Origin of the sequence: Gilliamella sp. W8136, assembly GCF_016101285.1 — a bacterium.
Lineage (GTDB): Bacteria > Pseudomonadota > Gammaproteobacteria > Enterobacterales > Orbaceae > Gilliamella > Gilliamella apicola_N.
The window spans coordinates 44,512-59,620 of sequence record NZ_JACFQU010000001.1; the positions used below are offsets into that span (position 1 = coordinate 44,512).

Annotated in this window: 13 protein-coding genes; 9 read left to right on the forward strand and 4 right to left on the reverse strand. The window is 34.6% G+C overall.

The window, feature by feature from the left end:
* Nucleotides 1–4 precede the first annotated feature (4 nt).
* The gene (aas, locus tag H3T96_RS00190; protein WP_039126653.1) at nt 5–2,146 is read right to left on the reverse strand and encodes a bifunctional acyl-ACP--phospholipid O-acyltransferase/long-chain-fatty-acid--ACP ligase; all 2,142 of its coding nucleotides are present in this window, start codon (nt 2,144–2,146) and stop codon (nt 5–7) included.
* A gap of 197 nt (nt 2,147–2,343) precedes the next feature.
* On the opposite strand from aas, the gene H3T96_RS00195 reads away from it, so the two are divergent.
* Nucleotides 2,344–3,318: an ornithine cyclodeaminase family protein gene (locus tag H3T96_RS00195; protein ID WP_144091273.1), complete on the forward strand. Its 975-nt coding sequence runs from the start codon at nt 2,344–2,346 to the stop codon at nt 3,316–3,318.
* 61 nt (nt 3,319–3,379) lie between these two features.
* Here H3T96_RS00195 and gpsA read toward each other — a convergent pair whose 3' ends face one another.
* The 3 genes from gpsA to H3T96_RS00210 are packed head-to-tail and all read right to left on the reverse strand — an operon-like array spanning nt 3,380 to nt 5,370.
* Nucleotides 3,380–4,393, reverse strand: coding sequence for an NAD(P)H-dependent glycerol-3-phosphate dehydrogenase (gpsA, locus tag H3T96_RS00200; protein WP_216354761.1), 1,014 nt, complete (start codon nt 4,391–4,393; stop codon nt 3,380–3,382).
* A gap of 37 nt (nt 4,394–4,430) precedes the next feature.
* Nucleotides 4,431–4,904: a protein-export chaperone SecB gene (gene secB, locus H3T96_RS00205; RefSeq protein ID WP_039126645.1), complete on the reverse strand. Its 474-nt coding sequence runs from the start codon at nt 4,902–4,904 to the stop codon at nt 4,431–4,433.
* A 25-nt stretch (nt 4,905–4,929) separates the two neighbouring features.
* The gene (locus tag H3T96_RS00210) at nt 4,930–5,370 is read right to left on the reverse strand and encodes a rhodanese-like domain-containing protein (RefSeq protein ID WP_039126642.1); all 441 of its coding nucleotides are present in this window, start codon (nt 5,368–5,370) and stop codon (nt 4,930–4,932) included.
* A 575-nt stretch (nt 5,371–5,945) separates the two neighbouring features.
* On the opposite strand from H3T96_RS00210, the gene glnA reads away from it, so the two are divergent.
* The 8 genes from glnA (at nt 5,946) to cra (ending at nt 14,928) form a co-directional block, all read left to right on the forward strand.
* On the forward strand, nt 5,946–7,355 hold the full coding sequence (gene glnA, locus H3T96_RS00215) for a glutamate--ammonia ligase (protein ID WP_039126639.1): 1,410 nt from the start codon (nt 5,946–5,948) through the stop codon (nt 7,353–7,355).
* Between the two features lie 66 nt (nt 7,356–7,421).
* Nucleotides 7,422–8,471, forward strand: a complete 1,050-nt coding sequence (gene glnL / locus H3T96_RS00220) for a nitrogen regulation protein NR(II) (protein WP_039126637.1) — start codon at nt 7,422–7,424, stop codon at nt 8,469–8,471.
* 11 nt (nt 8,472–8,482) lie between these two features.
* Nucleotides 8,483–9,922, forward strand: coding sequence for a nitrogen regulation protein NR(I) (gene glnG, locus H3T96_RS00225; protein ID WP_039126634.1), 1,440 nt, complete (start codon nt 8,483–8,485; stop codon nt 9,920–9,922).
* Nucleotides 9,923–10,137: 215 nt separating this feature from the next.
* Nucleotides 10,138–11,094: a siderophore ABC transporter substrate-binding protein gene (locus H3T96_RS00230; RefSeq protein WP_144091274.1), complete on the forward strand. Its 957-nt coding sequence runs from the start codon at nt 10,138–10,140 to the stop codon at nt 11,092–11,094.
* 7 nt (nt 11,095–11,101) lie between these two features.
* Nucleotides 11,102–12,061 carry an ABC transporter permease gene (locus H3T96_RS00235; RefSeq protein WP_086308727.1) on the forward strand — a complete coding sequence of 320 codons (960 nt, stop codon included), beginning with the start codon at nt 11,102–11,104 and terminating at the stop codon, nt 12,059–12,061.
* Complete coding sequence (locus H3T96_RS00240) at nt 12,051–13,022, forward strand: iron chelate uptake ABC transporter family permease subunit (protein ID WP_144091275.1); 972 nt, start codon at nt 12,051–12,053, stop codon at nt 13,020–13,022. Before H3T96_RS00235 ends, H3T96_RS00240 begins: the two co-directional genes overlap by 11 nt.
* A complete protein-coding gene (locus tag H3T96_RS00245) occupies nt 13,019–13,774 on the forward strand; it encodes an ABC transporter ATP-binding protein (protein WP_039126626.1) in 756 nt (251 codons plus the stop codon). Before H3T96_RS00240 ends, H3T96_RS00245 begins: the two co-directional genes overlap by 4 nt.
* Before the next feature lie 122 nt (nt 13,775–13,896).
* On the forward strand, nt 13,897–14,928 hold the full coding sequence (gene cra, locus H3T96_RS00250; protein WP_065738492.1) for a catabolite repressor/activator: 1,032 nt from the start codon (nt 13,897–13,899) through the stop codon (nt 14,926–14,928).
* Nucleotides 14,929–15,109 lie beyond the last annotated feature (181 nt).

Here is a 15,109-nt window from a genome sequence, read left to right on the forward strand (position 1 = left end):
TAAGTTATTGGTCAGCCATTTTTCTTAAGGTAATAAAATCAATTTTACCTGTACCAAGAAGTGGTAACTCTTTAACAACACGAATATCACGCGGTATAGCTAATGCTGGAATACCCAGTTCTTGAGCTGCTTGATTAAGTTGTTCGCGATTTAGCTCAGGCGATGTAGTAAATAATACAATTGCTTCCCCTTTTGCTGCATCACTTTTTACTGTTGCACCGTGCATAGCTTCAGAATCGACTTTTTTAGCAAGCGCTTCAACACTTTCTAATGAAACCATTTCACCAGCAATTTTAGCAAATCGTTTTAACCGTCCTTTGATTGTTAAAAAACCTTGCTTATCAATAGAAACAATGTCGCCGGTATCATACCAACCTTTTTCCGGTTGACCTTGTTCATTGGTTGCGGTTGGTTCTTCCAATTTTCCTGGGTTTTCTACTCGTAAGTAACCTTTCATTACATTAGGTCCCTTAACGAGTAATTCTCCACCATCAGAAATACCTGGAATTGGGATTAATTTTGAGGTCATACCCGGTAATAATCGGCCTACTGTGCCAGCTTTAAATGCCATTGGAACATTCAGTGACACAACCGGTCCGCATTCAGTAACACCATAGCCCTCTAGAATACGAATACCATATTTATCTTTCCATTGCTCACGTACTGCGTCAGATAGTTTTTCCGCACCAGCAACCACATAACGTAAACGCATAAAATCATAAGGGTGGGCATAACGAGCATAATTGGCTAAGAAAGTAGGCGTACCAAATAAAACGGTACAGTTTTGGTCATAAATTATTTCAGGCACCATACGATAATGTAAAGGATTTGGATATAAGAAAGTACGGCTACCGGAAAATATTGGTAAAAATAGCCCAGCGGTGATACCAAAAGCATGGAATAACGGTAATGCAGACATAAAGCGGTCAGCTGGCGTTGGGTCAATAACGGTTCGAATTTGCTCGACATTGGCAAGCAAGCTACCATGACTATGCACAACACCTTTAGGGTTACCTTCAGAACCAGATGTGAATAATACCAACGCTTCGTCATCACTGGTTTGAGCTTGTTTAACTAAACGTGGTATAAACTGATGAACGGCAATATAAAGTTTGTCGGTAAATGTTAAACTACTGCGTAAATCTTCTAAGAAACACCATTTAACATCTTTGATTTCTTCAAGTAAATAGTCGAGTTTTCCTTTTTGGATAAATTTACGTGAAGTGATAATGGTTTTGATTTCAGCTGCTGTAATTGCGCAGGTTAAACCTTTTGTTCCTGCGGTATAGTTGAGCATTGCTGGAATACGGTTTTTAACTGATAAACCAAAAATGGTAGCAACGGTAATCGTTGCATTAGGTAGTAGAACCCCAACGCGTTCTTTTTTCTGAGTAAATTTAGAAAGAATGCAGCTAATACCAATAATTTGTTTAATTAAATTGCGATAAGTTGCTTCATTAGTTGTGGGATCTTGTACCATCCGTGATTTTACGCCGTAGCGTACTTGAGCTTCAAGCAGTGCTTCAAAAAGAGTTAATTTAGGACGACTTCCCATACGAGCATTCATCATTATTTGATGAAGTTTTTCACCGGCAATATAGCGTCTTTCACTAGCTTTGGGTGCATCCGGCATAGGAATGGATGTTGGTTCAAGCACATGAATCGTTATTTTAGGGAATAAGTGACGTTTAAATAATCCTTTCAAGCGACTGGTTATGGTAAACTCTGCACCTTCAATCCAGACAGGTACAATGGTTGCTTGTGATCGAGCTGCGACAAAAGCAGCGCCATCATAAACTTTCATTAAGGAACCTGTTACTGTAATTCTTCCTTCAGGAAAAATAACAATTGGACGACCTTTTTCAATTTCGCGAACTAAACGTTTAATGGCCATAGGACTAATTGGATCCATTGGCACAAAATCCACATAATGTTTGGCTAGACGTACTAACCAATGATTGATATAACCTGCGTAGATAGCAAAAACAGGTCTTACTGGTAAAAAAACGCCGATTAGAATACCATCAAGGAAAGAAACGTGATTCGGTGTGATAAGCAATCTGTCTTGTTTTAAATTGTTAAGATTCCCATGAACTTTTACATGGAATAACATCTTTAAAAAAAATTTTAATATTTTAAATAACATCTCATTTCTCAAGCATCGTGTAAAATTACACCATGTAATAATAGTGAAAATAATTAAAATATACAAGAAATGTAAAAACTAAAAAATAAATCAAATAAAACAAATTGTTATATGTTAAGATAATGTCGCTTGATTTTAAAAATAGATTATAGATACTAAAAAGGTAAATAAATAGAAAAGATCAATAAGGAATCAATATGCTAATTTTAACAGCTAAAGATATTGAAAAATTCTACACCATGCCAGAGGCAATAGCTGCAGATAAACAGGCCTTAAAAATTTATACTCAAGGAAATAGTGATGTGCCATTACGTATCAATTTCGATATGCAAAAAGGACAATGCTTGTTCATGCCTGCTCATATAAAAGGTAACGATATTGTAGGAATTAAAATAGTTTCGGTATTTCCAGATAATCCTAAATTAGGTAAACCATCTGTACCGGCTCAAGTCATGATGATAGACCCACAAACAGGTGAAGTTTGCGCCATGTTGGATGGTACTTTTGTAACCCAACTTAGAACAGGCGCAGTGCAAGGTGCTGCAACCGATCTTTTAGCTCGTAAAGATTCTAAGCGAGCCGTGTTGATAGGTACAGGTGGACAAGCTGCTTCACAATTAGAGGCTATGTTAACCGTTCGTCCATTAACCGATGTGGCAATCTTTGGGCTGGATGCTAATAAAGGTAAGCAATTTACCGAGTTAATGAAGAAACGGTTTGAACATTTTTCTGCTAATCTGTATTTTTCTGAAAATTTCGATGAAGATATTCATCAAGCGGATATTATTACCTCTGTCACCACATCAAAAGAAGTGACTTTTAATGGTGATCTAGTTAAGCCTGGAACTCATATCAATGGAGTAGGGGCATACATGCCAGATATGCACGAGATCCCAAGCAATATTGTAGAAAAAGCCGATATTCGAGTGCTTGATACGAAAGACGGTGTATTTGCCGAAGCGGGTGATATCATTGATCCTATTGAACAAAAACTCGTATCAAAAGATGATTTTTTAGAATTAGGTGATTTAGTTTTAAATCCACAGCTTTGCCGCCAAAATGAGCAGCAAATTACTTTATTTAAAACAGTTGGAACAGCAGTACTTGATGTCTATGTTGGTTATGATATTTACCTTAAAGCAAAAGAAAAAGGTATTGGCGTAAATATCTAATAAAGTAACAACCTGAAATTTGTAAAAAAGTTTCAGGTTAACTATACGTTTAAGTAAAAAACTAACTTTTTAATTCTTCTTTTTGAGAACGTCCAAGCAATGCCATCGCTGCTTGTTTAGGATCTTTATGTTCATATAAAATTTTATAAATCTGTTCAGTGATAGGCATATCAACATGGTATTTTTGTGCAAGTGACCAAACTTCTTTGGTATTTTTACAACCTTCGACAACTTGGGCAATAATATCTTGAGCCTCTTGAATAGATTTATTCTGACCAAGTAATATTCCAAAGCGACGGTTACGGGATTGATTGTCTGTACAAGTTAAAACGAGATCACCAAGTCCTGCCATTCCCATAAAAGTTGCAGGATCAGCGCCTAAGACTGCACCTAAACGCATCATTTCGGCAAGACCCCGGGTGATTAACGCTGTTCTGGCATTAGCACCAAAGCCTAAACCGTCTGACAGACCTGCACCAATAGCAATAACATTTTTTATTGCCCCGCCAAGTTGTACTCCAATAAAGTCTTTACTGCTGTAAACACGAAAACTTTTACTACAGTGAAATAGATTTTGTAATTCAGTTAAAAATTGTTCATTAGTTGATGCGACAGTTACTGCTGTTGGTGAACCAGAAGCTACCTCTTTGGCAAATGTTGGTCCAGAAATAACCGCTAATGGAATTTTATCACCTAGAATTTCTTTAGCTACATCTTGTAACAATCTGCCTGTATCAACTTCAAGCCCTTTTGTTGCCCAAACAATTTTGCTATCTTTACGTAAGAAAGGTTTAATTTGTTTTAGGATGCTGGCAAAAGCATGACTTGGTACGACAATTAGTAAAATAGGTGCAGCTAATACGGCGGTTTGTAAATTACTTTCGATTTGTAACAGATCAGGAAAAGGTATATCTGGCAAAAACTGCTTATTTTGCCTGTCATGCTGCAAAACAGTCATTTTATCTGGGTTATGTCCCCACAATAATGTAGGGTGACCATTTCGTGCTAATAAGATAGCTAAAGACGTTCCATAAGAACCCGCTCCAATAACTGTCACAGCAGCATTTTTTTTCATAATAATCCAAAACTTTTTATTAATTCAAATAATATAACTATTGCAATGTTTCAGTAGATTCAGCTTCAGCTTGTTGCTGAATATAATTCATATACAACGCTTCAAAATTTACGGGTTCTAAATTCACTTGTGGGAATGAACCTTTATTTACTAAACTTGAAATCACTTCACGTGCGTAAGGGAACAAAATATTTGGACAATAAGAGCCAACACAATGTTGAACTTGGCTTTCATCAAATCCGATAAGTGAAAAAATACCTGCTTGAGTCACTTCACAAATATATACAATTTCTTCTTGCTGTTTTACCGTTACAGTAACACGTAGTGCAACTTCATAAACGCCTTCATTTAAGGTTTGCGAAGATGAATTTAATTCTAAATTCATATCTGGCTGCCACTGTTTAGTAAAAATTTCAGGTACATTATTAGTTTCAAATGAAACATCTTTAGTGTAAATACGTTGAATTGCGAATTGTGTTTCAGGTTGTTGGGTATTATTTTGTTCTGTCATGATAAAACCTTATTTTTGAATAATATTATTTTTTTACAAGTGGTAAATTTTCGCCATTCCAGCCAGCAATGCCATCTTTTAACACAGACACATTTAAAAAGCCTTGCTTGATAAGTGTTTCACCAATGCTAGCAGATGATAAACCATTTTCGTCAACCAAAATTATGGTGTTTTCTTTAAATTTTTCAATTAATTTTGAACTGGAATTTTTAATATCGATAGGCAAAATATTATGAGCGTCAGTGATATGCCCCTTTTTAAAACTATCTGCAGTTCTAATATCAATAATAACTGCATTTTCTCTGTTAATCATATGGATCGCTTGAGCATTATCAATAATTTTAACCTTTGATAATTTACCTTTAATCGTTAATACGATAATTGTGATAAATAGCGCAATCCAACCTAATGAAAGCAAAAGATGATTTTTTACAAAAGGTAGAATTTCGAGTGTTATAAAGTCCATACTTATATAATTACCTAATTTTTTAATAATAAGACAAGATTATAACGGTATTATGCATTGAAATACAGTGCTTAAAAGAGAAAACTTAATTTACATACAACCATGCTAATTTAATTTTTAGATTAGAGTGATACATAATTTAAATAGGTTATTTTAATTTTATGTTTTTTTATGAGGCCATTTTATTTGTGTAATTTGATCCAAAATCTAATTTCCGTATTATTTTTATAATTCATGATGTTTGGTGATTAGATGGCTATAAACTAAATAAATAAACCAAGAAAAACGTCAATTTAAAAATCAGAAATAAATCTTGAATAATGATTAATATAGTAAAATTTATCTATTTTAGGGCATTGAAAACGATCATTTTAGGTCGATGAGTAATTTTGGTGCATTGATTTGGTGCTTGTTGCTTTAATTTAGTGCAATTTGTATATTTATGTTACTATTATTGAAGATAAATCCACTAAAATAGTATGGTCAAAAAATGGCATCATATTTGCATATAGTATACAACTCGGCAAGAATGCCTTTTAAACTGAACAATTATTTGTCCTCAATGGAGAAGATACATGTCTATACAAAGAGTTTTAACGCTAATTAAAGATAATGATGTGAAATTTGTTGATTTACGTTTTACTGATACTAAAGGTAAAGAACAACATGTTACTATTCCTGTTAGTCAAATTGATACTGATTTTTTTGAAGATGGTAAGATGTTTGATGGCTCATCAATTGCAGGTTGGAAAGGTATTAATGAATCAGATATGGTATTAATGCCAGATGCATCAAGCGCTGTTATTGACCCATTTTTTGAAGACACGACATTAAATATACGTTGTGATGTCTTAGAACCAGCTACATTGCAAGGCTATGATCGTGATCCTCGTTCAATAGCTAAACGTGCAGAAGACTTCTTAAAATCATCTGGTATTGCTGACACCGTCATTTTTGGACCAGAACCAGAGTTCTTTTTATTTGATGATGTACGTTTTGGTTCGCCGATGTCAGGTAGTTTTGTTCATATTGATGATATTGAAGCAGCTTGGAATTCGGGTACTAAATATGAAGAAGGTAACAAAGGGCATCGTCCTGGTGTGAAAGGTGGTTATTTTCCACTTCCACCAGTTGATTCATCACAAGATATTCGCTCTGAAATGTGCTTAATTATGGAACAACTTGGTTTAGTTGTTGAAGCTCATCACCATGAAGTAGCTACAGCGGGTCAGAACGAAATTGCTTGCCGTTTTAACACATTAACGAAAAAAGCTGATGAAGTTCAAATTTATAAATATGTAGTTCAAAATGTTGCTCACGCCTATGGTAAAACAGCAACGTTTATGCCAAAACCAATGTTTGGTGATAACGGTTCAGGTATGCACTGTCACCAATCACTTGCTAAAGACGGCGTAAATCTTTTTGCGGGTGATAAATATGCGGGTCTATCTGAAATGGCACTGTTTTATATTGGTGGAATTATTAAACATGCTAAAGCGATTAATGCATTTACTAACCCAGCCACTAACTCTTATAAACGTTTAGTACCAGGTTATGAAGCACCTGTTATGCTTGCTTATTCAGCACGTAACCGTTCTGCATCAATTCGTATTCCTGTTGTTACAAGCCCTAAAGCTCGTCGTATTGAAGTTCGTTTCCCAGATCCGGCAGCGAATCCATACTTAGCATTTGCAGCACAGCTAATGGCTGGTTTAGATGGTATTATCAATAAAATTCATCCAGGTGATGCAATGGATAAGAACTTGTATGATTTACCGCCAGAAGAATCTAAATTAATTCCACAAGTAGCAGGCTCACTTGAAGAGGCATTGGAAGCATTAAATTCAGATCGTGAATTCTTAACTCGTGGCAATGTATTTACTAATGATACTATTGATGCCTATATTGATTTAAAACGTCAAGATGTTGATCGTGTTCGTATGACGCCACATCCAGTTGAATTTGAATTGTACTATAGTCTATAAGTAAACACTTTATGCCTTAACCACCACTATTTAGTGGTGGTTTCTAAAGGGGACGGAAATCCAACGATGACATTTGATAATGAATCTGATGCTAATCTTGTTCTCGATTCGATGATCACAAGTATTTTGTTATTAGATAAAAAACTCAATATTCTTTATGCTAATACTGCTGCGCAACAATTATTGGCGCAAAGTTCCAAAAAATTATTAGAAAGTTGTTTCCCAGATTTATTGAGCTATTTTTCTTTAGATATTGAATTAATGCTGCGTGCATTAGAAAAAAATCAAGGTTTTACGGATAACGAAGTTAATTTAGTTGTTAACAATGAATTACATATCTTATCGTTAACGGCACAATTACTAACAAACGGTCATGTATTGATCGAAATGGCGCCGTTAAATAATCATAAGCGGTTAAGTCAAGAGCAATTACAACAAGCCCAACAAAGTGCAGCTCGTGAATTAGTTAGGGGGCTTGCTCATGAAATTAAAAATCCACTTGGAGGTCTTAGAGGCGCCGCTCAGTTATTATCACGCGAACTACCTAAAAATGAATTGCAAGATTATACGCAAGTAATTATTGAACAAGCAGATAGATTAAGGAATCTTGTTGATAGGTTACTTGGCCCCCAACAGCGATTGCAGCAAAAAGAACAGAATATTCATAAAGCAATTGAACGAATATATGCACTGCTTTGTCTGGAAAAGCCAATCAATGTTGTAATTTTACGTGATTATGATCCCAGTTTGCCCGAATTCATTCATGATTCAGAGCAGATTGAGCAAGTGATTTTAAATATTGCTCGTAATGCTTTACAAGCTATTGGTACTAAAAGCGGAACGATAACAATTAGAACAAGAACAGCGTTTCAAGTTACTTTACATGGGCAGCGTTATCGTCTATGCGCGCGTATAGATATTGAAGACAATGGACCAGGTGTTCCTGTTCATATACAAGATACACTGTTTTATCCAATGGTAAGTGGTTATGAAGGCGGTACTGGAATTGGACTTTCGATTGCACATAATATTGTCGATCAACATCACGGTAAAATTGAATTTAATAGTTGGCCGGGGCATACAGAATTTTCTGTCTATCTGCCAATTAAGCAGTGAGGTAAATTAAAATGAATGTTTGGATAGTTGATGATGATAGTTCTATTCGTTGGGTATTAGAAAAAGCATTAACCAATGCTCATTTTAACTGTATTACTTTTTCAAGTGGTCAAGAAGCGATAGATGCTTTAGTTACTAATCCACAAAAACCTGCAGTTTTAATCTCAGATATTAAAATGCCAGGGCTGGATGGCTTTACATTACTTCACCATGTTAAAGAACAATATCCTGACTTACCTGTTATTATTATGACAGCTCATTCAGATCTTGATGCAGCAGTGAATGCATATCAAAGAGGAGCTTATGATTATATTCCAAAACCCTTTGATGTTGATGAAGTTATTCAACTCGTAGAGCGAGCTATACTACAAACTCAAAGTAAAAAAAACAGTAGTAATACCACCGCTAAAGCGTCCACTGGTATTATTGGTGAAGCACCTTCTATGCAAGAAGTGTTTCGCATTATTGGTCGTTTATCTAAATCATCAATAAGTGTTTTGATTAATGGAGAGTCTGGAACGGGTAAAGAACTGGTCGCTAAAGCTCTGCATACCCACAGTCCTCGATCACAATCGCCATTTATTGCACTTAATATGGCCGCTATTCCTAAAGACCTCATTGAATCAGAACTATTTGGGCATGAAAAAGGGGCCTTTACTGGGGCAGCACAAATTCGTCATGGACGATTCGAACAAGCTAATGGTGGAACGTTATTTTTAGATGAAATTGGTGATATGCCTCTTGATGTGCAAACCAGATTATTAAGAGTATTAGCTGATGGGCAGTTTTATCGTATTGGGGGATATTCACCCGTCAAAGTCGATGTACGTATTATCGCTGCAACTCACCAAGATTTAGAAGCAAGAGTCAGAGAAGGAAAATTTAGAGAGGATCTGTTTCATCGTCTAAATGTAATTCGTATTTTATTACCCCCACTACGCGATAGGGCTCAAGATATTCCAAAACTGGCAGCACATTTTTTAAATACTACAGCAAAAGAATTAGGGGTAGAAAGTAAAGTATTTAGTGTTGAAGCCTTAGATGTATTATGTCAGTTTAATTGGCCTGGTAATGTTCGTCAGCTTGAGAACACTTGCCGTTGGGTTACAGTTATGTCTTCAAGTAAAGAAATACTTGTACAAGATTTACCGCCAGAGTTATTGCAATTAACTGTACCTAAAAACGTCACAAGTCAGGAAGTTAGCATTCAACAGAGTAATCAAGTACAAAAAAATATTGATTGGCAAGATCAGCTGGAACATTGGGCTAAAGAAGCCTTACTTGCTGGTAAGGTTGGCATTTTAACCGAGGCGGTTACTGATGTTGAGCGTATCTTATTAAATTGTGCCTTGAATTTTACTCGTGGACATAAACAAGATGCTGCACATTTATTAGGTTGGGGACGTAATACGTTGACTAGAAAACTTAAAGAGTTATCTGATGATAAGTAATTATTAATAATATATGCAGTTTTTATAAAAACTCATTGTTTCAACTTTAAAAATTACTGTTTTTATCAATTTCTTTGGTATTATTTTGCTGTTTGTTTAAAGTTCATTGAACACTTATTTATTTTTAGTTACAATTTGGTGTAAATGATAATTATTATTATTATTTTATTTATCATTTATGCGCTTTTGAACTAAGCTAATAATTAGGAGTTACAATGTATTCATCTATCAAAGTTAAATTTTTAGTATTACTAGCCGCTTTATTTGCATTGGTTGGTTGTGACGATAAAAAAGATGCACCGGCCGCTAATAAAACATCAATCGTTGTTGAACATGCCCAAGGTAAAACCGAGGTACCTGAAAATCCAAAAAAAGTGGTAGTATTTAATACCGCAACATTAGATATTATCGATGCATTAAATATTCCTGTCACGGCAGTTCCTCAATCAGATGTACATTTCCCAGATTTCTTATCAAAATATGCAGATAAAACGTATACTAATGTTGGTACTTTATTTGAGCCAAATTATGAAGTGCTAAGTACACTTCAACCCGATGTGATTATCGCTGGTGGACGTGCAAATGATGTCTATAAAAAATTAAGTGATATTGCACCAACAATCTCGCTTGATCTAGATCCTAATAATTTCTTAGCTAGCCTAACGCAGCGTACTGAACAGTTAGGTACCATTTTTGGTAAACAAGAAGAAGCAAAAAAATTACTTGCTGATTTTAATCAAAAAATTGAACAGTTAAATCCAAAAGCAAGCACAGCAGGAACCGCTTTAGTTATTATGATTAATGGTGGCAAAATGTCTGCTTATGGACCAAAATCGCGTTTTGGTTTTATTTTCGATGTACTAGGTTTTAAACCTGCAACAATATTTCAAGAAGCAGGACGTCATGGTAATGCAGTAACTTCTGAATTTGTATTAAGCGTTAATCCTCAATGGTTATTTGTTCTAGATAGAGATAATGCAATTGGTAATAAAGAAGCTCAATCAGCACAGCAAGTTTTAAATAATGAATTAATTCAGAAAACGGATGCATGGCAACAAAACCATATTGTTTATTTAGATTCTACATCAATGTATATTTCTGGTGGTATCCAAACCTATAGTCGTTTAATGGACCAAATAAGTGATGTTTTACAAAAAACATCAGCAAACTAAATAAATCATGACTAAAACAGTTTATTTTATTGCAGGCATTGTTTTTTTATTAGCAATGACTGCATTAAGTTTGTTTATTGGTGCAGGGCATGTAACGTTAGTCGATCTTTGGTCTGACAGTAATATGCGACAAATCTTTTTTGTTAGCCGAGTTCCTAGAACGGTGGCTTTACTCTTAGCCGGTAGCGCGATGAGTGTTGCCGGTTTAATTATGCAACTACTTACTCAAAATCGATTTGTCGAACCGTCTCTAGTAGGTACTACTCAATCAGCTAGTTTAGGGTTATTAGTGATGATGGTACTTGCTCCAGGCGCAAGTGTTATGATGAAAATGGTGGTAGCAAGTTTATTTGCTATGGCCGGCACTGTATTATTCATGTTTATTTCTCGCAAAATTATTTTTAAATCTGCACTTATGGTACCTCTTGTTGGGATAATGCTTGGTGCAGTGATTAGTGCAATTTGTACTTTTTTTGCTATGTATTTTGATTTACTGCAATCACTTGGAGGCTGGGAATCAGGTGATTTTTCAGGTATTTTACAAGGTCGCTACGAGCTATTGTGGCTAGTTGGGGGCATTACCTTACTTGCATGTTGGAGCGCAGATCGTTTTACCGTTGCGGGATTAGGACGTGATTTTTCTGTCAATGTCGGGCTTAATTATAATCAAGTCATGCTAACTGGACTTATTGTTATAGCTCTTATTGGTGGCATCGTCGTTGTCGTTGTTGGTGTATTGCCATTTTTAGGATTAATTGTACCTAACATTGTCAGTTTAATATTTGGTGATAACGTTCGTAAAACCATACCTTGGATATGTTTATTCGGAAGTGGATTGGTTTTATTTTGCGATATTATCGGGCGAGTTATTCGCTATCCGTTTGAAATTCCCGTTAGTGTTATTCTTGGTGTGGTAGGGGCTATTATTTTTTTAGTGTTGTTGAGTAAAAAACGTCATGCTAGTTAATCGAAAACGCCTTATTTCAAGTCGAAAAACAATATTATTATTACTAGGTATTGCCGTTTTTTGTGTTGTTTTTTTTATGACATTTAATTTAAAAGGTAATATTAGTTATATTTTAAGTCATCGGGCTTGGATTGTTTTAACCATGATTTTAGTGGCTTTTTCTGCAGCAACTTCGACTCTGCTTTTCCAAACTGTTACTAATAATCGAATTTTGACACCCTCTATAATGGGATTTGAATCTTTGTTTATATTGATTCAAACGGTGGTCGTCTTTTTTATTGATGCTCAAGGTATTCCTTATATTGGAATTATTGGTAAATTTATTTTTGAATCATTGTTATTAATTTTATTTTCTCTATTTTTGTATCGGGGATTATTTACCAAGCTCAAACAGAATCTTCACTTAGTTTTATTAATTGGGATCATTTTAGGCACGCTATTTCGTAGTTTTTCTAATTTGTTACAGAGGTTAATGACACCAACTGAATTTGCTGTATTGCAAAGCCGAATTTTTGCAACATTTACTCGAGCTGAACCTATGTTAATTATTTTTTCATTAATTATTGCCACAGTTATAGGGCTTTTTTTATGGAGGATGCGGTTTAGGTTCGATGTATTAGCGTTAGGGCGTGATAATGCCATTAATTTGGGCGTCGATTATCAAAAAAGTGTCACCATTATTTTATTACTTGTTTCGGTACTAGTTGCAATATCAACAGCACTAGTTGGTCCTTTTACTTTTCTTGGCCTGCTTATTGCCAATTTAGCTTATAGCATTAGTGGTTCAAGCCAGCATCGTTTTTTATTACCAACAGCTTTTTTATTAGGTGTAATTTTTCTTGTTGGTGGACAGATGTTTTTAGAACATGTCTTAAACATGGTAGGTGCATTATCTATTGTAATTGAATTTATTGGTGGTTCATTGTTTATCTTCTTATTATTGAAAAAGGTTCCAATGTGATAGAAATTGATAATATTAGTAAAAAATATCAAACTATACAGGTATTAAAAAATGTGAGTGCAACAATATCACAAGGTGGTATTACAGCGATTATTGGTCCAAATGGTGCAGGTAAATCGACACTATTATCAATTATTAGTCGTTTATTGCTTGCTGATGAGGGGCTAGTAAAGATTCAAAATATGGATGTTATTAACACGCCAAGCGATAAACTAGCAACCTATCTTTCAGTATTAAGGCAAGAAAATCGTTTTACCAGCAGACTTACTGTTTTTGAGTTAGTTGGATTTGGCCGTTATCCTTATAGCAAAGGGCGATTAAATAAAGATGATTTAGTACATATTAATCGGGCTCTTGAATTTTTGAATTTGACTGAATATAAAGATCGATTTTTAGATGAGCTTTCTGGTGGACAACGTCAACGTGCTTATGTTGCAATGGTACTTTGTCAAGACACAGAATACGTATTACTTGATGAACCATTAAATAACCTTGATATGAAGCATGCTGTAGCAATGATGAAACAGTTACGCCGTGCTGCTGATGAATTGGGTAAAACGATTGTTATTGTCATTCACGATATTAATTTTGCTTCGGTCTATTCCAACTATATTCTAGCAATGAAAAATGGAGAATTAATTTATCAAGGTAATCCAGATCAGATAATGGATTCTACTATTTTAGAAGATATTTTCGATACTCCTGTTCAGATAGAAAAAGTTCATGATCAAAATATTGCAATCTATTATTGATAGATATTTAACTATTAGTAGTAAAAATATTAAATATGTTCAATCAAATAGAGAAACGATTGTTTACTATTTTCTCTGATTCATGTTAAATAAATGACAATACTTTTGCCGAGATAATAATAATGAAATTAGAGGAAATCGCACTGATAGCTGGCGTTTCAAAAACAACGGCTAGTTATGTTATAAATGGAAAAGCAAAAAAATATCGCGTTAGTGATCAAACAATTGAAAAAGTAATGTCAGTTGTCAAAGAGCATGATTATCAGCCCAATGCGGTTGCTGCAGGATTAAGAGCGGGTAAAACCCATACTATTGGCATTATTATTCCTGATTTAGAAAATATTAGTTATACTCGGATTGCCAATTATTTAGAGCAATTGATAAGAAAAGAAGGTTATCAAGTGCTACTTTCATGTTCAGAAGATGATCCCCAAATCGAAAAAGAGTGCGTTAAGCATCTTCAACAACGGAGAGTTGATGCGTTAGTGATTTCCTCATCATTTGTTTCTGTCGACGATTATGTTTTTTATGATGATTGGCAAAATTCCAAAATTCCATTATTCGCTCTTGATAGAATCTTACCCATTTCTAAATTTAGGAATATAGTAGGGGCGGATAAACAAGATTCTAAAACCTTGGCTCAAGCTTTTAATGATGTTGTTCAGGGGGCGATGGTTTATCTTGGTGCCTCACCTAATTTATCAGTTAGTCAACTTCGTCTAGATGGATTTAACGATATTAGACTTGATAATTATCACCATGATAATAGTAATAAAGTTGATTTTTTATATGCAACTAATTATAGTCGTCATGACGCTGATATCGCTTTTAGTCAATGGTTAGAAAATCATGAATTACCAGACGGCATTTTTACTACATCCTTTTCTTTGCTTCAAGGGGCTATTGATGCAATCTTAAGAAAGTTCGGTCATTTACCTGAAACATTAACTATTGCTACGTTTGGTGATAATGAATTATTGGATTTCTTACCTTGTAAAGTTATATCTCTTTGTCAAGATCATAAAGAAGTTGCTAAAATGACAATAAAAATGTTATTAAATTGTTTGCAAAATGAAAGCTATCAACCAGGAATCACAGTTATTCCTAGGCGACTCATTTACCGTGGTAGTTTAAGTCGGAATCGAACTTTATAAAAAACATGTTGTTTTTTTAACAAAATATTTAGTTAAATTTTATACAAAAAGAAGATCCAGATCACATATTTTCTATTAATAGAGATAATTTATTTGATAATTAATGTAATTCTCGTCATTATTGCTGAAACGATTCAATAACGTTATTTAAGCAAATAATATGAATTATGTTAGATGATTT